The sequence below is a fragment of the Sphingobacterium sp. 18053 genome, assembly GCF_902706145.1.
Lineage (GTDB): Bacteria > Bacteroidota > Bacteroidia > Sphingobacteriales > Sphingobacteriaceae > Sphingobacterium > Sphingobacterium paramultivorum.
Genome location: NZ_CACSJW010000012.1, coordinates 192206 through 212558 on the forward strand (window position 1 = coordinate 192206; position 20353 = coordinate 212558).

The 20353-nt window shown below is 39.4% G+C and carries 15 protein-coding genes; 6 read left to right on the forward strand and 9 right to left on the reverse strand.

Annotated features, from left to right (window positions below; genetic code table 11):
- Positions 1-55: 55 nt before the first annotated feature.
- The gene (locus tag GVK91_RS25220; protein ID WP_159731931.1) at positions 56-2569 is read right to left on the reverse strand and encodes a cation-translocating P-type ATPase; all 2514 of its coding nucleotides are present in this window, start codon (positions 2567-2569) and stop codon (positions 56-58) included.
- 487 nt (positions 2570-3056) lie between these two features.
- Here GVK91_RS25220 and GVK91_RS25225 point away from each other — a divergent pair, with 487 nt between their 5' ends.
- Positions 3057-3446 carry a response regulator transcription factor gene (locus tag GVK91_RS25225; protein ID WP_120335280.1) on the forward strand — a complete coding sequence of 130 codons (390 nt, stop codon included), beginning with the start codon at positions 3057-3059 and terminating at the stop codon, positions 3444-3446.
- Between the two features lie 44 nt (positions 3447-3490).
- Here GVK91_RS25225 and GVK91_RS25230 read toward each other — a convergent pair whose 3' ends face one another.
- The 5 genes from GVK91_RS25230 to GVK91_RS25250 all read right to left on the reverse strand — a co-directional run bounded on the left by GVK91_RS25230 (position 3491) and on the right by GVK91_RS25250 (position 10741).
- Entirely contained in the window at positions 3491-4903 is a 1413-nt protein-coding gene (locus tag GVK91_RS25230; protein WP_159731933.1) for an aldehyde dehydrogenase family protein, read from the reverse strand.
- Positions 4904-4924: 21 nt separating this feature from the next.
- Positions 4925-6004: an SO2930 family diheme c-type cytochrome gene (locus GVK91_RS25235; RefSeq protein WP_159731935.1), complete on the reverse strand. Its 1080-nt coding sequence runs from the start codon at positions 6002-6004 to the stop codon at positions 4925-4927.
- Between the two features lie 2 nt (positions 6005-6006).
- Entirely contained in the window at positions 6007-7281 is a 1275-nt protein-coding gene (locus GVK91_RS25240; protein WP_159731937.1) for a parallel beta-helix domain-containing protein, read from the reverse strand.
- A gap of 23 nt (positions 7282-7304) precedes the next feature.
- The gene (locus GVK91_RS25245) at positions 7305-10058 is read right to left on the reverse strand and encodes a TonB-dependent receptor (RefSeq protein WP_159731939.1); all 2754 of its coding nucleotides are present in this window, start codon (positions 10056-10058) and stop codon (positions 7305-7307) included.
- A gap of 80 nt (positions 10059-10138) precedes the next feature.
- Positions 10139-10741: a TetR/AcrR family transcriptional regulator gene (locus GVK91_RS25250; RefSeq protein ID WP_120335275.1), complete on the reverse strand. Its 603-nt coding sequence runs from the start codon at positions 10739-10741 to the stop codon at positions 10139-10141.
- Between the two features lie 548 nt (positions 10742-11289).
- On the opposite strand from GVK91_RS25250, the gene GVK91_RS25255 reads away from it, so the two are divergent.
- Positions 11290-11814, forward strand: a complete 525-nt coding sequence (locus tag GVK91_RS25255) for a hypothetical protein (RefSeq protein WP_070564708.1) — start codon at positions 11290-11292, stop codon at positions 11812-11814.
- A 68-nt stretch (positions 11815-11882) separates the two neighbouring features.
- On the opposite strand, the gene GVK91_RS25260 is transcribed toward GVK91_RS25255, so the two are convergent.
- Positions 11883-14198, reverse strand: a complete 2316-nt coding sequence (locus GVK91_RS25260) for a TonB-dependent receptor (RefSeq protein WP_200845699.1) — start codon at positions 14196-14198, stop codon at positions 11883-11885.
- Between the two features lie 116 nt (positions 14199-14314).
- Between GVK91_RS25260 and GVK91_RS25265 the strand changes: the two genes are divergently transcribed.
- Positions 14315-14974, forward strand: a complete 660-nt coding sequence (locus GVK91_RS25265) for a metal-dependent transcriptional regulator (RefSeq protein WP_153847882.1) — start codon at positions 14315-14317, stop codon at positions 14972-14974.
- Between the two features lie 194 nt (positions 14975-15168).
- Here the strand turns inward: GVK91_RS25265 and GVK91_RS25270 are convergent, their stop codons facing one another.
- The gene (locus GVK91_RS25270) at positions 15169-15744 is read right to left on the reverse strand and encodes a 2,3-diphosphoglycerate-dependent phosphoglycerate mutase (protein ID WP_153847881.1); all 576 of its coding nucleotides are present in this window, start codon (positions 15742-15744) and stop codon (positions 15169-15171) included.
- A gap of 370 nt (positions 15745-16114) precedes the next feature.
- Here GVK91_RS25270 and GVK91_RS25275 point away from each other — a divergent pair, with 370 nt between their 5' ends.
- From GVK91_RS25275 to GVK91_RS25285, 3 genes are all read left to right on the forward strand, one after another.
- A complete protein-coding gene (locus GVK91_RS25275; RefSeq protein WP_112373710.1) occupies positions 16115-16489 on the forward strand; it encodes a BlaI/MecI/CopY family transcriptional regulator in 375 nt (124 codons plus the stop codon).
- The gene (locus tag GVK91_RS25280; protein ID WP_159731941.1) at positions 16486-17883 is read left to right on the forward strand and encodes a M56 family metallopeptidase; all 1398 of its coding nucleotides are present in this window, start codon (positions 16486-16488) and stop codon (positions 17881-17883) included. Before GVK91_RS25275 ends, GVK91_RS25280 begins: the two co-directional genes overlap by 4 nt.
- Before the next feature lie 649 nt (positions 17884-18532).
- Positions 18533-19825: a hypothetical protein gene (locus tag GVK91_RS25285; RefSeq protein ID WP_159731943.1), complete on the forward strand. Its 1293-nt coding sequence runs from the start codon at positions 18533-18535 to the stop codon at positions 19823-19825.
- An 87-nt stretch (positions 19826-19912) separates the two neighbouring features.
- Here GVK91_RS25285 and GVK91_RS25290 read toward each other — a convergent pair whose 3' ends face one another.
- On the reverse strand, positions 19913-20344 hold the full coding sequence (locus GVK91_RS25290) for a DoxX family protein (protein WP_159731945.1): 432 nt from the start codon (positions 20342-20344) through the stop codon (positions 19913-19915).
- Between the last annotated feature and the right edge of the window lie 9 nt (positions 20345-20353).

A 20353-nucleotide genomic window follows, 5' to 3' on the forward strand; every position in this document is an offset into this window, starting at 1 on the left:
GGACTTGTGCCTAATTCTATTCGTTTAATGCTTGGATTATCTCCATCTAGTCCCTTCAATCTTTTTTAGCACGTACAATTCTCCCGATCAATTTATAGACCTCAAACCATAACACGGATGCTGCAGCCACGGAGAGCGCTATCCCCAATTCATATCCGCTCAGGGCTGTTACAGCAAAAAATTGGGCGACAGGAGCAACGTATAATATCACGACTAAAAATAGAAGCACAGCGATCGAAATACCCACGAGCAGCAAGTTTCGGTTTTTAAAACTTTCAAGGATACTATAGTGGAAAGATCGGTTGGCATAACTCAGCAAAATATTGGCAAAGATTAAAGTAGTGAAAACCATAGCCCTCGTTTTTTCCTCAGTTCCCCCCTGCTGAACAGTAAACTGATAAACAAATAGAATCCCTATAGTGATTATCAGGCCTTGAACAATGCTTATTCCGAGCTCATTTATACTCAAAAAAGTGTCGCCCATAGCTCTAGGAGGTCGCTTCATCGTATCCTTTTCAATAGGTTCATTTTCATATACAATCGAGCAGGTGGGCCCCATGACCAATTCGAGGAAGATCACATGCACAGGGCTAAAAATCTGCGGAAATACCCAGCCTAAAAACAAAGGTAGTGATACGGTCAAAATAATGGGGATATGAATAGAAATGATGTATTGAACCGCCTTCTTGATGTTTGCGTAAATCCTTCTTCCGGCTGCGATACCAATGATTAACTTTTGTAGATCGTCATTTGTGATAATCAACGCCGCGGCTGATTTTGCTATTTCAGTACCTTTATTGCCCATAGCAACGCCGATATGGGCTGCTTTTAATGCTGGGCCATCGTTTACCCCATCGCCAAGCATCGCCACAACCTCGCCTTTCTTTTTAAGGGCATTTACAATAGCCAATTTAGCATCCGGAAACATTCTGGTAAATAAAGTTGTTTGCTCCGCTATCGCCATAATTTCAGCATCGGACCTATTGACTATTTCACTGCCATTGATCGGCGGAGACAAAATACGAATTCCGGCTTGAGCCGCTATTGCTTTAGTCGTATCGGCATTGTCGCCAGTAATTACTTTGACTTTAATCCCGGCATCATAAATATCTTGAAACACTTCCTGGATACCTTTTTTGGGTGGATCATAAAATACGGTCAACCCTAAAAATTGGAACTCAAAATCCTGTTGCTTCGCGGGGAAATTATTGCCTTCGAATTTCGCTTTCCCCACACCCAATAGACGAAAGCCCTGCTCTCCATAGGATTTAACAATAGCCCTAATTTTATCTTTCTCATTATCGGGCAGCTTCGATACGCTAAGTATAGCCTCCGGTGCCCCTTTGGCAGCAATAATCCGATCTTTTCCTGTATTTTCGAAAAGATGGGTCATCATCGGCGGTTTACCATCTAAAGGATATTCATGAAATAATGCATACTCCTTTCTGAGGTCCTGATTTTGCGTTTTTTCATATATTTTATGCAACGTAATTTCCATGGGGTCAAAAGGCACAGGCTCACTGCTCCACATCGCATAATCGATAAGCTCTCTTAAATCGGGTTCATCAAACCTTTCCTGATCATAAGATGAATCCGTAGCATAATTATAGAGGTATTTCAATTGCATGGAATTCTCTGTAATGGTCCCGGTCTTATCTGTGCAAATCACCGTTGTACTACCCAAAGTTTCAACAATACTGCTTCTTTTGATTATAATCCCCTCCCGCATGAGTTTCCACGCGCCAAGCGCCATAAAAGTCGTAAACGCAACAGGAATCTCCTCCGGCAATACAGACATGGCCAAAGTAAGTCCATTGAGCAAGCTCGCCACTAAATTACCACTGTCAATAAAACTGTATAGACATACGATTAAAAAAATTAGGATACCGACAATGGCCATTGCTTTTACAAACTTTTGGATTTGCACCTGCAATGGTGAAATTTCTTCCTTGATATTTTTTATCGATTCACCTATTTTCCCAACACGGGTCTCTTTACCGATTTCAGTAACTTCAAACACGGCCAGGCCTGAGACCGTAACCGTCCCGCCGTAGACCAGGTTATCTTCGGATTTACTGTCCTTAAAGACGGAAAAACTCTCCCCCGTCAACGAAGATTCATTGACAGAAAAATCGTTACTATGTAGAATACGACCATCAGCGTTTATAATTCGACCTTCCTCTGTAATACAGAGATCCCCCACAACAATCTCATGTGTTGGAATTTCACTAACCTTCCCATTTCGAATCACGGTGCTTAATGGTTCATTCAGCTTTTCCAATTCCTCCAGGGCTTTTTTGCTACGATTATCCTGATAAAAAGAAATTGCCGTAACAGCAACAATAGCGACAAACATAAATACAGCCTCTCCGTAATTCCCCACAAAAACATAAATCATCGAGATGATAATCAACAGAATCAGCATAGGCTCCTTCAAAATATCCACAAGCAGTTCAAACCATGTATTCTTGTGATTATCGCTCAATTGATTCCAACCATATTTAGCGCGAGAGGCATTAACCTCAGCTGCGGAAAGACCTTTCAGATTATCGGGAATATTATATGACATATCGAATGAACTAGGTTACCTGAATATAATGAATAATTCTTGTATCCAGGAGTTAAATCATCTGTCGACGATCATCTCCTTCACATGTAACATTATGTTACAATCTTTTATTTACAGCTTTTACTTTTTGTAAAAAAGAAAGGCTACATGACTTATCAGCAACATATTAGCATAAAATTTACCTTCTAATACTTTTCTTTTATTGAATATTTCTATTACAATGATATATTTGCGCAGAAATTCATTTGGGGACTTTGAATTTTATATTAGCCAAAAGCAATTTTACGATCATTTTTCCAATAATGCCAAGACAGCTTCTTGCTATTGAAGTCCTTCTTTGCTACCTATGTTTTCAGATCATGTAAAACACAAAGAGAAGCTGGAAACTAAACATATTGTTAAAATATTTCTGTACCTATCGTTAGATATGGAATAGCATCTAAACTTGTTGTGGCCTCCATAATAGTATATTAATAATAAAAACAAGATGGTCATCTTAATTGCAGAAGATAATGAGTTGATATTACGGACAGTTCAATACAAACTGATCAAGGCAGGTCACGAGGTTATCACTACCACCAATGGAAAAGATGCAATTGAAAAGCTCAATACAATGGATCTAGATCTGATCATTACCGACATTATGATGCCATTTGCTTCGGGGATAGAAGTACTTTCTTCCATAAAAAAGCTCGAGAAAAAAATCCCCGTTATTGTACTTTCCAACATGGGACAAGAGGAAGTCGTCATTGAAGCTTTTGACCTTGGCGCTTCAGATTTTATGGTGAAGCCGTTTAGTCCGGAAGAACTCCTGTTGCGGGTCAAACGACTGACGAGCAACAACATTTCAGCTAGAGCCATTCCAGATCGCCTGTAACGAAGAACGGGTAGTTTTCTTTACTTGAGCGTGCTTTCAATTGACTAAACCCATTTCTTCAATAATTTAAAAACTTTGCTCTTTTTAGCATAGGGTGGATAAATCAACGTAGAAACTGAAAATTTAGATTGAAACATGACAGCCCTTTCGTGTGAAAATGCCTTAAAGCCAAACTGCCCATGACAACTGCCCATGCCACTGCCATTGACACCACCAAAAGGCAAATGCGGGTTGGAAACGTGAATCAAAACATCATTCACACAAGCCCCTCCTGAGGACACCTGTTTCAGGATATATTGAATATTAGACTTGTTATTGCTAAATATATATAAAGCTAAAGGCTTTTCAGCGCGATTAATGAGTGCTAGAGCCTCTTGTAGGTCTTCATAGGTTACTATTGGAAGTATAGGACCAAATATTTCTTCTTGCATAATACTGTTGTCGGCCTTCACATCGATCAACAATGCCGGACTTAATGTCAGATCATCCGCTAATTGTCCACCTTCGCACAGTTTTGCCCCACATGCTGTTGCATTCGCGATTAATGAAACAAGACGATTAGCGTGCTTTTGGTTAATGATCTTTGCATAAACTGTTCGATCCAGCTGCCCATCTTCCGTAAAAAACATACTTTTAATCGCCTTTAGATAATAGTTTACAAATTCATCCCGCTTATCTTTAGGCAAAAGAACATAATCTGGCGCAATGCAGGTTTGCCCTGCATTGATTAATTTTCCCCAAGCAACTTTATGGGCAGTCATTTCCAAATCTGCAGTCTCATCTAATATAACGGGTGATTTTCCACCAAGCTCCAAGGTTACAGAACTGAGATTGCGGGAGGCAGCCTGCATAACAAGTTTACCTACTGCTGGACTCCCGGTGAAGAAAATATGATCAAAGGGAAGCTCCAATAGTGCTTCGGAAACACGCTGTTCACCTTCAATACAGGCCACTTCCCGTTGGTCAAATCCTTTGGTCAAGATCTCCCCAATAACTGCAGACGTGAATGGACTATGTTCAGAGGGCTTTAAAATCACACAATTGCCCGCTGCAATAGCTGAAATCAAAGGGCTCATTGTGAGCTGAAAAGGATAGTTCCAAGGCGATATAATGAGCGCCGTACCCTTAGGTTGGTAGGTAATTGTACTTTTAGCAAGAAAATTGGTCATCGAGCGGCCAACCTGTCTAGGCTTCATCCATTTTCGTAAATGTCGTATTGCAAATGCTATTTCACCGTAAATAAACAATACTTCGCTTATGGCGGCCTCACTTCGTGACTTCCGTAAATCTTTTGCGAGCGCCGCATAGATTAAATCCTCATGACTTTCAATAAGCGCCCTTAGCTTATAGAGTTTCTTTATACGCTCCTGTGCACTGCTAGACCGTAATTCATATTTAAAAAGCTGCTGCTGTTCAAATATTAAACCTATCTGATCCGTTAACGTCTCTTTGTTCATACCAATTGAAGATCAATATTATTATTTTTTTGATGGCATATTATTGATCCATTGGCGAATCAGATCCACACCTTCTTTATGTATTATACTTCTGGCCAACTCCGGCATAGCTGTACCGGGTTCCACACTGTTCATCCGATAAAGCAGGATAGAATGCTTGGCATCTCCGGGAACCACATCAAAATCCAAGCCACCTGCTCCACCTCCAGCTGAAACAGGAGCTTTACCAATACCAAGGTGAGAAGGAATTTTCACATCATAATCCAGGAAAAGCCCCGTATTATAAGCGTCTCCCCCTTTGGTATGGCAATGCGCACAATTCACATCTAAATAGGCTCTTGCCCGTTGTTCCAAATTGAATTTGTTTTCATCGGTCCATATAGGCAATTGCGGTACTTTCTTTAGATCGGGCATATTGGACACCCGGCCAAGGGAAAGCCATTTGGCTAGTTGGTTGATCGAATCACCTAATCGCACAAAATTGAGGTTTCGGGCTTTTGGACCTATGGGCATCAGTTTGGAGCTATTGATATGACAGCGCTTGCAATCGTTGGTGTTGGGTACCATATAGTTTGTCGTATGCTTATTGCCCGCATTATCTATCAATGTAATCGGTAGTTTAGCACCGCGAATATGTTTAATAGCATCGGTCTGCCCGTCATTCCACAGATAATTCATCACTTTCCAGGCATGATCAGCTGGGTCCTTCACCAGTAAGCGCGTCTCTATCAACACTTTTTGCCTTTGTTCATTTATGTAGGAGAAATTCTTTATAATAATGGTTGAGTCGGGAAAATCTAACGGACCATGCGCTGTGTAGCCTATTTTCCCTCCTTTTGGCAAGACAATAAAGCGGTCTTTAACGGCATAATCAGAAAATAGGCGCGTGCTCAGATCGTAGGCCAAGATATCAGCTCTTGCCACTAATTGGTTTAGTTTTCCAGTAAAAAAGCCGTATTCGGACAGTCGTTCTCTAAATTCAAAAGAGACAGCCCTATGATCTGATGATTTCTTTTGCCCCTGCCGACAGCTCTGTTGCAGCAAAAGCAGGATCACACTCAATATTCCGATACAGACGAGGGCAAATTTTGTTGGTTTCACTGTTATTTGCATTGAAAAGGTTGTACATTACTTGAGGGTTTCCACTTCGCCGGTTGACCTGCGTGACTAAAATCTGCCGATACAAACATATTCTCACCCGGCTGATTGATACAGATGGAATCCGGGTTTTGAGTATGACCATTCGTGATCACATTACTGGTAATACCATCATACAATATGGCAGGAATCCGCTTATTTTTCCTATCCGGCTCAACGCTATTCAACTGGGCTTCAGTAGCAATAATCAATTGACCGATACGATGCTCATAAGCTGCTTGCGGGAATTTATCCCCCATCTTAATGGTATTTCTATAAATTTTAACATGTGTGGGTATGGGGGAATAATTTGCATTGATGCGTTCCGAAGCTTTTTCATCCACAGCAAAACCTGAAGCAATCGTAATCGCAGACGTATTGTTTTGTTCGATAACATTATCGTAAATTTCAATATTTGATGTAGAAAGAATAATGATACCACTTCCCGGAGATGCATTCCCTACTCCCCAAAAAGTTCCGAAACTCCCACCTTTGGCAAAATTTTTAAAATTATTATCATAGATTTTATTGCGATATGCCTTTACCCTTCCACCACGCTGTGAAAGTTCAGGCAGATCAAAAATCAGAAATCCGGCTGTATTTCCATAGAATTCATTGTCGTAAACTTCAGCATCTGTTGTATTTTCAATTTCACAACCTGCCACATTTTTCGCTGCTTTGCATTTCCGCACAATGACACCTTTTGTCTGTCCAACATAGATACCTGCATCTGAAGCCCCCTCGGCATAACAATTCTCAACAAGCACATTTTTACAGAGCACAGGATAAATCCCATATCCACCACTTGTAGAATCGGCTGAGCTCCATATACTATGAAGATTTGAAATGACAACGTCTTGGCTATTGTTTATCTTCAATAGATCTCCTTTTGAATCACGAATGGTCATATTCCCAATCGCTAAACCTTTCACATCAGTAACCCGGATTCCCTCCCCTCCCTGTGTCTGACTGGAAAAATCAATAATTGTCTTATCATAGCCCTCACCTTCTATCTTAATATGATTTACTTGCGCAATGCTCAGATTATCGAAGGAGTATTTTCCAGCTTTTAGCACGATATTGGTGCTATCTTTAATGGAAAGGAAAGCTTCTTCAATAGCCTCTTCTTGTCCAGGAGTAAACGTAAGGACTTTGTAACTGTCTTTCGATTGGTCGGCACAGCTGTACAGGAAGGAAGCTGTGACCGCAATACCAATCAATTGTTTTAAATATCTTTTCATGGTCTGATTTATTTAGTTTTTGATTAGAAAATATTATAAGCATAAGTGACGTAATACACTGCCCCTATACGCGGATTAGCAATTCCTGTCGAATAATACTTGTTTGTGATATTGGTTCCCCCAATACGAATTCCGGATCGAGCCTTAACAAATTTATAGCTCACTTGCGCATCGATCACCGCTGAGCTTGGCACTTGACCTGCGGCAAGTCCTCCAGACACGACATAATAGTACCCCGGTTTATAACGTAAGGAAGTACTAAAAGACCAAACCTGTTTTTTCCCAAAGCCACTATTCGCGAATTCAAGATTAAAGTGATAATGTGGTGTATTGAAATTGTTAATTTGACTATTGTTCTTATTTTTTAGGTAGTCAGAATAATAATTGGCCTTGGTCACAAAATTCCGGCCTAGATCCAAACTAATACTTGCGGCGTATCCGTAGGTATTTACGGTCTCTCCGCCATTAAAAGCGATATTATACTGAACATAGGTCGCATGATCTTTAAAAGCATTGTAATCATCGCTTCCAGGAGTATTGGCAACATTGGCATAGCCAATAAAATTCTTCCAAGTTGAAAAATACCCCAACACATCGATCATCACCCGCTTGCCCAACATAGCTGCATAGCCCAGTTCGAAAGCATTAACCGACTGCGGCTTAATATCATCAAATTTAAATTTCTGAAGTACGGTTGGATCGTTCGATTGCTGAAACTTTTGCACGCTTTCCAAGGTGTAAGGAGGATAGCGATCAAATTGATAATTATCGATCAACAACAGCGATGAACCGCCGGAGGAATAGCTATTATAACCGTTTAAGGTATTTTGCAAGGCTTGTATATTAGAGGGGAAACTATACGCATTCTGATAAGAAAGGCGTAAATAATTCTGATGAAACAAATCAAACACCAGTGATGCTCTTGAAGTTAACTTTGGCTGAGCAAACAACGTATTCTTATCGTAACGGAATGAAGTGGCAATATTAAGGCGATCATCCAATACTTTTTTGGCGAGTTGCAGGTAAGCACTGTACTCTTTTACATGAATCGGCTTATCCTTATCCGGGAATAGTGTATTTTTTGAATTTAGATTGTACAAACGCCAATTGACACCTGCAATCACCTGCATAAATTTTACGAGATCTGAGAAATTATACTGTGCTTCGGCATTGTACAATTTGCTACGGTCCAAAAACAGCGTTCCACCCTGCGATATTGGTGTATTGCTGATACTATCTTTAAGTCTATTGAACAGCGGTGTTCCAAGTTCGGCACGTCCTTGATCGGCTAACGTGCGTGCCGCTAGATGAGCGTCTGTGAGCGAAGTACCTGAAGCAAGTGCATTTAAGAGACCGGCAGTATACTCAGGATACCAGCCACCTGTTCCTCCATCGTAACTTGTTTTCCAAGATTCATTGATATATTGTGCCGTCGGCCCTGCAACCAGTGTCCTCCCCGAATTTTCTTGGGTCGTATACGTTCTGAAAAACCATTTATCCCCACGAAGCTCCAGCCGATATTGCCCTACTTTAAATCCTTTCAGCTGATAACGCGTATCGTTGGTATACACAATATTACCTGTACCAAAAGTGGCTGAAGCGATGGCTTCAATAGTGGTGGAAACCTTGTAACGGAATTCACCATTGATTTTAAAGAGCTTGGCTCTATTATCGAGATAGCCATATTCGGGGTATCCAGTCCGGGCAACATAATTTGGATTTTTCAGTAGGGGCTCGATTAGGGGGGCCAATTCCGGATTTCCCTGAAGTGCACCTTCCAAAAAGGGATTAATATCTGTCGAAGTCGCTCCTCCATACAGGTTAACCCCATTATAGTTTGGATCTGTCAGCGCTGTCCCAGGACCGTTTTTGTTGGTTTCATCGTTGGCTACCCAATCTTTTGCCTGCGTATACTGACCATTGATCTTGAAAGCAATTTTATTCCCCATTTGTTTTGCATAGCGTATAGCCCAATCATAATAGGGTGACGTAGGCACAGGATCATTGTTCTTTTTATGATTGATATGGTTGACACCTTGAGTCACCAACACACTTAATCCTTGATATTTAAACGGATTTTTACCTGTGGCAACCATCGTACCATTCAATCCCCTTGACCCATACAAGGCTGAAGATGCTCCAGACAGCACCTCTATATTATCGACATCAAGTTGAGTTAGCCCGATGACCGATCCGAGCGGAAAATTCAGTCCTGGCGCCTGATTATCCATCCCGTCTACGATCTGAGTAAAGTTGGTGTTCCCACTGGTATTGAATCCACGCGTTGTAACACTGGTAAAACCAATACTGGATACGGTAACATCGACTCCTCTCAAGCCTTGAAGCATATCCATGTAATTTAATTGTGCTGCATTACGAATGTCTTTGCTGCTCATTTGCTCAATTGTTACTGGCGCGGATAGTTTACTTTGTACGGTTCTACTTGCAGAAACAACAACTTCCTGCCCCAAAATGGGCGATAAATTCAAAGAAATATGCAATGGAGATGACAGGTTATTCACCAAAACTTCTTTAGATTCATACCCGATAGCGGAAATATACAGCGTAATGGGTAGTGGTCTATTTGTTTTCAGCTGAAAACGCCCTCGATCATCCGTGAAAGTACCTTCCTTTCCGTTTTTTACGTGGATCGAAACTGCATAGGCCGGCTCGGATGTTGAGCTATTGCTGACCTGCCCATTGATGATCTGTTGTGCAGACAAACTAAATGGCACACAGATACAGAGAATCTGGATTAATAAGGCAATTTTTTTCATGTTTATATTGGTTAGCGTATTATTATCGCTTCAATGCTTCACCTTACCCGCCATGATTCTCCAAAATGGACAATCGAGAATTATATTCTGAGCCCTCTAAAAATTAGGCTGACTAGAAATTTGGTATCCCGAAGACTTTGTGCATAGTCAATTTCAACCTGCCGCTTCAGTATCGCCTGCTGCTCTGTACTATGTTTCAATGCATTAGCAAAATTTATAAGTACAGAAGCTATATTTTCAGGATCTGTTAGATCCAATTTTTCATGTGCAATGGCCTGCGTGAGAAGCTTAGTAAGAAAAGCTTTCTCTTGCACCATCATTGCATCATATAGTTCAAAAAAACGAGGTAAAATCTTATCAAGTGACTCGACAGACACCCTATTCATATTTAGCACATTGGTATAATAGTTCAATCTCGATTCTAAATAAAAAGAAATCTGATTCTCCACTCCCTTCTTTTTCAATGTACTTTTTTGTAATGTATCGATAAAAGATTGTCCTTCTCGTATTGCTACTTCAATAAAAATATCCTCTTTGTTCTTGTAATAATAATAAAGAGACGTTTTGTTCAATCCTACAGTTTTAGCAATGTCTTCCAAGGTTGTTTTTTCCAATCCATAACGCTCGAAACATTCCATGGCCGCCTGTCCAATTCTTTCTTTGACCTGTTCCTTTTTGTTCATCTAAAATAAAGTTAGTAATATATTTTTCAATTTTCAAACATTTAAATAAAATGTTTGAAAATTGAAAAATATATCAAGATGTAAACCTAACACTGTTAAAAGTCAAATAAATACAGACTTAACATGTTACGCCAAACATAGACAAATTGATTTTTAAATAAAAGAAGTATGCGATCTTATTCAGGTTTATTCGCGACAAAATTGTCTATACTGCACTTTTTTAAGGGGCTCCGTTTTCTTTTCATCAAAGTATCTTGACTCCATCTTCTCTATTTTGTTTCCTGTTAAAACAGTCCAGCTATAAAAAACAGACCAATCACAGGTTGTTTATTTGGAAAAGCAGGCTCCTCGCAAATAGAATATGACTATTATGTATATAGTTGGGGTTATTTTTAGATTATCTACAAAAAAAAAAGCACTAAAAGAGAAGTAGTTACAAATCATTTATTGTTTATCAAAACATTAAAAAAAATCTTTGGCAAACTATTTGTTTGAACAGCGAAAGCTTTCTAATCGGAAACACACAACTTATATTTTTTTAAATTATCATGAAAAAAGTAATTCTACCTTTTCTAACACTTTTTACGCTACTATTTGTCGCTCATCAGCAAGCAAACGCACAAACTCCCTATCGGACAGCCATTGGTCTTGGAATAGATGTCGGCGATGGTCAAACATTATTCGGTCCACAGATAAAACACAATTTTGGTGGAAATGATGCTGGAAATGCACAAGTATTATTTGGAGACAATATTACTGTTATCGGCGTGGATTATTCATACAACAAACGTATTCCTGGATCTCGAGGTCTTTCATGGTACATTGGTGTTGGTCCACAAGTATCATTTATTGATTATGGTAAATGGCACGACGACTGGTATGACGACTACCATTGGAAAGATGGAAAAACACATACTGATTTTGCGATCCGTCCAGCTTTGGGTCTAGAGTTCAAAATACCTTCTGCGCCATTGGCCATGCATTTCGACTGGAAACCTTGGTGGAATCTTTCTCATGGTTCTAATTTCGAGCCATCGCGTTTTTCTTTAGGATTTAAATTCGTTTTGAAATAGCATAACGCGAATACAAATAACAAAAATCCTGCTCATCATCGGTGTGGCAGGATTTTTTGTTTTCACCATTAAGGTGTTTTTATCTTTACACCGACAAAGTATGTCCTTGGCATGTTGGGGCCATAAATGTAATTGCTATCGCGATTTTTCCCGGTATCAAAATCAGTTTGATATGCATTAAAAATATTTTTTACCCCTGCATAAAGCTCAATGACATTTTTGTATTTAGGTAAGTTAAATGCATAAGCTACTTTACTATTGAGCTCCGAAAAGGCTCTTGTCCGTACCATTTGATCGTCAGGAAAATTATCTGCTCCCCCGACATGGGCAATACGCATATTTCCCGTATAAACATAGTTTAAATTGATTGTCCAGGGTTTACTTCCTGTAATATTGAGGTTGGCAAAACCATATTCGTTGGGTGTCCGCAAAAATGATCGAATTGGAGCTACTCCTTCCAAATACGACACCGGACTATCATACTTGCTTTGCTGCACTGTCAATCCAGTTTCCAACTGAATCTTCTTAGCATAATTTACACGTAATTCCAATGTTCCTCCGGCTACTGTTGCGTTGTTTCCATTTCGCTTTTCAAAAATCTTCCCAAAATTATCTGCACCGATTTCCTCAAGTACAAATGCATTATTCAGGTGCGTATAAAATCCTTCCAGGGTGAAGCCTGCTATCCACGTTTCAGTTGCTTTGTCGTAGTTTATCGAACCACTCAGGCTTTTTGAACGCTCCTCCCTTAAATCAGCAGATAACTGTACACGCGATACGCCGCCACCAGCAAATGCGATATGCAGGTCGGTGTCAAATGCCTGTGGCGCTCTAAAGCCGGTTCCATAGCTTAATCGAAATTGTGTTGTTGGGGCATATTTATAAAGGAGTGCTATTCGCGGACTGACAACAACTTTATGCAATAAATTATGTTTGTCAACCCGAACACCCGACAATACATTAAACTTAGTCGCCAAATCCCAATCACTTTGAAAGAAGCTTCCCCAATCTTTGGTATGCTGATCCACGAGATAATTATAACTCGGAATTTCGTCATAAACTTTGTCAGAAACATACTCCGATCCAATGGTCAATACATTACGACCACTAAAGAAATTGCGGATCTCATGATTCAATTGAAAACCTCCCTGAAGTGTTGTTGTTTTAGAATCCCCATAAGGTGGATGCTTAAGATGATTTTCAATCGCCTCAGGATCATCTGGAAATACGCCGGTATAATGTTTTCTATTGGTATTTTGAAAAGCAGTATAGACGATCAATGCCGATTTATCTTGATTGAAGTTAATCTGATAATCAGTGCTTCCCATCCAAATTTTATGATGCCGCTCTTCTGACTGCAGTGTTAAATACGCAGGTTTATCGGTCATTTCACCACCGAAACGATATTCATTCAGGTTGCTTAAGGAGACTTCTAATTTTTGATTATCCGAAAACTGATAGAATGAATTAATTCCTAAAGAGGTATTTTCAATTTTGGGCATTTCAGAAAAATTATCACCATTTGCATCATAGAAACCACGATCCCGCTTGTTAAAGAAGAATGAAGTTCCGGCATTCCCTTTCTCGTTGACCAATGTTGCATTACCCCCGAGGTTAAAATCATTTGTCCCCCCACCTATACGCTGATAGAAAGAATTGATTTCATAGCTGTTTGCCCGTGGGAGCTTTGTAATCACATTCACCGTTCCGCCAATTGCGCTTGAACCATACAATGAAGAGCCACCCCCGCGAACGACTTCAATTTTTTCAATCATATTGACCGGTAGTTGCTCCATGCCATAAAGTCCCATCAACGGACTGAAAATTGGGCGACCGTTAATCAGAATCTGTGAATAACCACCCTGAAGTCCATTCATCCGCAATTGCGTATAGTTACAGGTCTGACAGTCTGTTTCTACGCGCAATCCGGGTTGAAACTTCAAACCCTCCGAAAGATTACACACTTGTAGATTGTCCAAAGTCTTGCTATCTAAAACATTTACCATTACAGGACTCTCTGTTTTGCGTTTAAATGTTTTGGTACCCGTTACCACAATTTCAGCCAGTAAAAGTTCAGCCCCATCTAACTGAATATCTTTGGTCAATACCCCTGGACCGACTTTTACTGAATCACGGAATTCCTTAAATCCAATGTGTTTTACTTCCACTTCCCAGGTACCATGGGGGATACTTTCAACGATATACCTTCCCGAATTGTTCGACTTGGTACCTATCTGTAATTTTGGAATAACAACGGATGCTGCTCCTAACGGCACACCATTCTTATCGTAAACCTTACCAGTAATCTTATTTGTCTGTCCAAAGGAAATAAATCCTGTAAGCACCATGGCTATTGTCAAATGAGCACTGTACCCTTTCATCATGTTTTGCTTTTTTATATTTATAAATTTAGATTAGCAAATCTAACAAGTTAGATTAGACTAACAAAATAATTATAACATAATTATTAGACACGGCTAATATTTAATAAATTTGTCTTATGATTTCACAGACCGAAGAGAATTACTTAAAAGCATTGTATAACCTCACTTACCTAAAGGGTGATGCGAATGTCAATGAAATAAGTAAAAGGCTCGACATCAAGATGCCCACAGTAAATAGTATGATGAAAAAACTAGCCGACAAAGGTTTCGTTCATTATGAAAGCTATAAACCATTGCGGTTAACTGAAGAAGGAAAGAAAGAAGCCGCTCTTATTATCCGGAAACATCGACTTACTGAAATGTATCTGGTTGATAAAATGGGGTTTGCCTGGGACGAAGTCCATCAGATTGCTGAACAGATTGAGCATATCCATTCGCCCGAATTTTTCAGTAAAATGGATGAGTTATTGGGTTATCCGACTGTGGATCCCCACGGGTCGCCAATTCCCGATTCTAATGGGGTTATGCCTTTGGAAAACTATGTGTTTCTAAATAGTTGTAAAGTAGGTGATATAGTTACATTAATGGCGGTTCAGCCATCTTCTAAGGAGCTTTTACAATATTTGACAGCGAAAAATCTCGAGCTCGGTACGACTTTAACAATCAAATCAATAGAACCGTTTGATGCTAGCATCACAGTGGAATACAAAGACAGGCCAACGGAAGTGCTAAGCAGCAAAGTCACCGCAACACTACTTGTACGCCTTATTGCCTAAACTAGGAGAGAATGAGATCCAAATGTTATTTTTTGAAATGAAATCTACTGTTATTTCTCTTTATTAAGAAAAAATATTAGAAACAACTAACAAAAACAAGTAAATATTTAAAATGCTAAACCCGGAGAATCTATAGAAATACGATAAATTACCAGTCTCTACAGTTCAACTATCAATTTGTAAAAATTGGGCGTTTATTCTTCAATTTGATACTTGATCGGCTGCCCGGTAGCAATCTCCAGTTCCAATATCTGCTCCGGAGAAAGATGTTCCAAAAACATAATCAGCGCCCTCAGGCTATTGCCGTGCGCAACAACGAGTACATTTTTACCTTCTTTCAGTTTGGGTGCTATAAAACGTTCATAATATGGAATAACACGTTCGTATGTATCTTTCAGGCTCTCACCTCCAGGCGGAGGCACATCAAAAGATCTGCGCCAGATATGCACTTGTTCAGCACCATATTTTTCGGCTGTTTCAGCCTTATTCAAGCCCTCAAGCTTTCCATAACCTCGTTCATTCAAAGCAGCGTCTATAACAATGGGGATGGGAGGATCGCCCATTTCATGCAAAATAATACTTAACGTATGCTGCGCTCTTATAAGTGTCGACGTATACGCTATATCAATTGGTTCATTTGCCAGAGCCAGTCCTGCCTGCCGAGCTTCCTGTTGTCCCAATTCAGTAATATCAACATCTTGCCATCCCGTAAAGCGATTTTCCAAATTCCATTGCGACTGTCCGTGCCGGACTAAAAAAAGTTTTGCCATTATTTATCCAAAGTTTTTCTAAACGGTCTCTCACTACGTACCCAACATCATATATAATAGCGATACATTCCATTTTGTTTTATTTATACCATTTAGTCCCGATCAAATCACCTAAACCTAGGATCGAAGTACTTCAAAATCCAACGACAGATCCTTTAGTTAAAAAAATATAATGACATATTCAGTTCCCCTATTATTTGTATAAACTTATCGGTTATATCCGGGAACAGCAACTAATTTTAGGGTGAAAACTATCCTCATTACCAGAACTAAAAAAAATAAACACCTATAAATCAATCAAATAAAACAACATAAATTATTTAACATATTTTAATTCTACACAATGTAGAATATATTCTATATTTGTAGTATGAATAAATTATCAGCTACGGAAGAACAATTGATGGGCTACATCTGGGACATGAAAAAAGCTTTTATGAAAGATCTTATGGAAGCGTATTCTGAACCTAAACCAGCGCCAACAACTGTTGCTACATTATTGAAGAGAATGACTGAAAAGGGGGCGATATCTTATGTGCTTTATGGAAATTCGAGAGAGTATTATCCACTAATTGATAAAGACAACTATTACTTAGCACATGTAAATGATATCGTAGAAACCTACTTCGACAATTCAGCATTAAAATTTGCTTCTTTTTTCACTAAACAATCTCAGCTGAGCAAAGAGCAATTGGAGGAACTGAAAAATATAATTGATTCCGAAATTAAAAACAAAGAGACATGATGCTATATATTGGAAAACTGATAGCCTGTTCGGGTTTACTCTATCTTATTTATTGGTCAATACTACGCAACCAAAAACTACTGATATTCAACCGTTTTTATTTACTCGGGATTATCCCCCTATCTGTCGTCATTCCATTGGTGCAGATCGTTGTCCCATTTGATATTTTCAACTTACTGAACGACAGAAACAGTGATGTTACCCCTGCGGGGCCGATCATTAAACAGCCCGCAACAGATTCAGCACTCTTCAATAATTATCACGTCGATTGGTACGATGGCGCTCTGCTGATTTATGTAATTGTCACTATTGCATTACTTCTGAAACAGGTATGGTTATACCGCAAATTCCTTTATTATATCCGAAGTGCCACACCAACCGATGAACAGTCCATTTATTGCATACATGGTTTAAAAACACCATTTTCCTTTTTTCAAAAAATTTATGTTCCCAAAGAGGCCTACCAACAGCGCGGTATTGATCAGTCAATTATAACGCACGAACGGGCCCATTCCAATCAACGCCATTCGATGGATATACTTTTTATGCAGATTTTGGGTATATTTTTGTGGTTCAATCCCTTCATTTATCTCATTCAAAAATCGATCCGACAAACCCATGAATACCTTGCAGACGATGCCGTAGTCAAGATTCATGAAAAGTTAAGATACCAACATTTGATTATCGAGTGGAGCATGTCCACCCCTGATATAAACACATTACCGGCCAGTAATTTTAATTTTTTAACAACAAAAAAACGATTAATTATGTTACAAAAAAGAACAACCCGAAGTAAACTCTTGCTAATGCCCGGGCTTACTTTATTACTGACAGTAGCGATATCTACGTTGTTTTCAACACATGTGGAGGCACAGAAAACAACGCCGACCACGACAAAAAAAGCAGCAGCTGCCAACACCGCAATAACGCCGCCTGCATCAAAGCAACCGGACGCTCCTAAAACTAGTGGAAGATCTCCTAAATCACCGACAAAGGAAATGGCTCCGCCAATGATATCCCAGCGTAGGTCTTCTTCCCAACAGGAAGGTAATGTACGTTTCCCGGAACCTCGAAAAAAACCTGCCCCACCTCAAAAATCACCCAAAGTAATCGAGGAAGTAAGTGTTGAACAGGTCAAATTTGCGGAACCTCAAAAAAAATCTACTCCATCAAAAAAAACTTCGGCGATAATTGAAGAAGTGCAAGTAGCACCTAAAATTGAGGAAGTAAGGGTCGAAGATATTCAACTGCGTCAACCAAAGCGGATCAATCTTTCCGCCAATGTCAGTTCAAATCAAGATCAAAAAGATATTCAAGTTAAGGAGGAAACGCCCGCAAAGATCGTCCTAAAAATGAAACCCGAAGTAGAAGTAAAATCTGTAAATAAAAAATAAATAGCAGAATTCTTCGGAATACAATAAGAGGAATACAATTCCTCTTATTGCGTTATGTCTACTCCTCACGATTACTCACCTATAAACCAGAATGTTGTTTAGATTATCCAAAATTTAATGTACCAACTCTTCTTATAGATATTGATATAATCTAAAATCAAGTTAAAAATAAACATCAGCATTTTCCAGAATATAATTAAGGATTGAATTCGGGTTTAAAAAACGACAAATTCTACTATAGTTTATTTTTAAAGCAATCATGTCCAGCTAATGATCCTTAAAAACGGCGGAAAAAGTTACACCCATCTAGGTGAAATGAATGTCTACCGGATGCGCTCTTCTATCATTGACAAAGAAAAAGAAGCGGAAGATAACTATTGATCGTCATCGCAAAGATTGTTTTCTAATCATCACTGGTGCTCAAAAGAGCATGACGACGGAGGTAGAAATACCTCCGTTTTATTTTTTTCATCTTTATATCATCAATATTCGAACAAGCTCCAAAAGGGTACGACGTCAAATTCCCGCTATAGCATAAGCCTATTCGACGAGGCTATCCCCAGCAAAAAATAAAAAACTTTTTTATTACCTTAGATAAATAAATCGAACAAGAAAACAACTTGTTTTTCATTAACTATAGTTCACATATATGAAATTATATGCCTTTGTTTTGGGAGTAGGCTTACTTCCGGCCGTAGGATTATGTCAAAAGACCGTCACCCCTGGTAGCAGCGATATCAATACCAACTATATAAAACCGGAGAAATCACTGTATACGGTATATTATGTTAAAGATAATACCTGGGACAAACAAGGATCATTGACCTACGATATCGTAGCGGCCAACAATCAGCTGACCTTAACCAATACCTATGTTCCGAAAGACAATGCCTGGACTTCGATCCGCACGACGATTGCCGACGCAAAAACACTTCGGTCCATCAGCTACTCGAGCGATGGCAAGGAAACAAAAGTAAACCTCAACTTTGCAGAAACAATTACAGGTAATTATTATTCGAAGAAAACTAAAAAGGAAAAAAAGATCGACTTACAGCCAACTAGACCTTTTGTAGATTTTAACTGGACAGATCATCTGATTTCAACTCTACCTTTAGATCTAGGGTATAAAGCGCGCATCCCGCAATTTTATTACAATAGTGATTCCAACATTTTTGTCGAAGACTATACCATCAAGGAAGTAAAAAGCTACAGTTATGGTTCCCCAAAAACAGGTAAGCACGACAGTTGGCTGGTTACACTTTTAGAAGAAAGTACCGGAGCCATCTACAATTATGTCATCGATAAGAAAGATCGCCGATTATGGCAAAGGGAAATGTCCATGGGAAACGGAAAGTGGGAAATTACCGTAAACGAAGAACTGGACTATCAACCTATTAAAAATAGATTCAACAAAGAACAGGCTGCCCAGCAGGTTTCTCAGGGGAGCAGTGTTATTATCGGGACGGCTTACGCACGATCTAGCTCCGGAAAAAAACTTGGCGGGCTCGTGAATACTGCCAAAAAGCAATATGCTCCAAAAGGGACAGAAATTACGCTATTCGCCAACTCTGCTTATTACGAAGAATGGCTGGAAGTCAATAAAAAGATCCGAAAACAGAAAAAGGTCCAGGAAGTTCCATTAGACCCTGATTTTGGCTATGCTGTTAAAAAAGCAAAAGTGTATGATGATGAGGGGCGTTTCGAATTTGCAGATCTCATGCCAGGTGCATACGTGATTATGGCGAGCTTCGATTTCACCAATTCTTACAACTATTCCTATGTATCAGGCTACACCAATTATTATAACTATTGGGGTTATACAGGTTCCACGACAAATTACGGTACGGCAAGATCATCTTATGTCGACAAAGCCAATGTTGAGAAACACGTTACCATCGACAAAGACGGTGAAAAGAAAGAGGTAAACTTAAAGGAAATGTAATCCTAAAAATGCCCTTAAACAAACTCGTTTAACGGCATTTTTATATTTTTGAGATCTATTCCTAAAATGAGAAGATCATCTATCCATTTACTTTTTTCGAAGTTCAATATAGCGGTCTATGCTAATGGGAAAGTTATCGGCAGTACGCAGTAGAAAACAGGCAGCCGCTCCTACCCAGACTGAATAATCGAACGTCGATTTAATTCCTAACGAGAGGGTCATCACTATCGCAAAGCTGATCAGTAGAATCCCGGCAACAAATGCAGTAAAACGCAACTTATAGCCGATCAGCAGTAGGATTGCTAAAACAACCTCTAATAATGTTGCACCGATAGCAAGTATATTGCCGAAAGATTCGGGCACAAAAAAATTAAGGGTATTTGAATAGGCTACAAAATTGGCCCAATTTCCCCAGGAAACATGTGATGCCCCCGGTGCCCCCCACACCCCAAAACGATCTGCAACAGCAGACAAAAATGCTGTCGATACAGCTATACCTACAAAAAGTTGATTATACATGGTATAAAT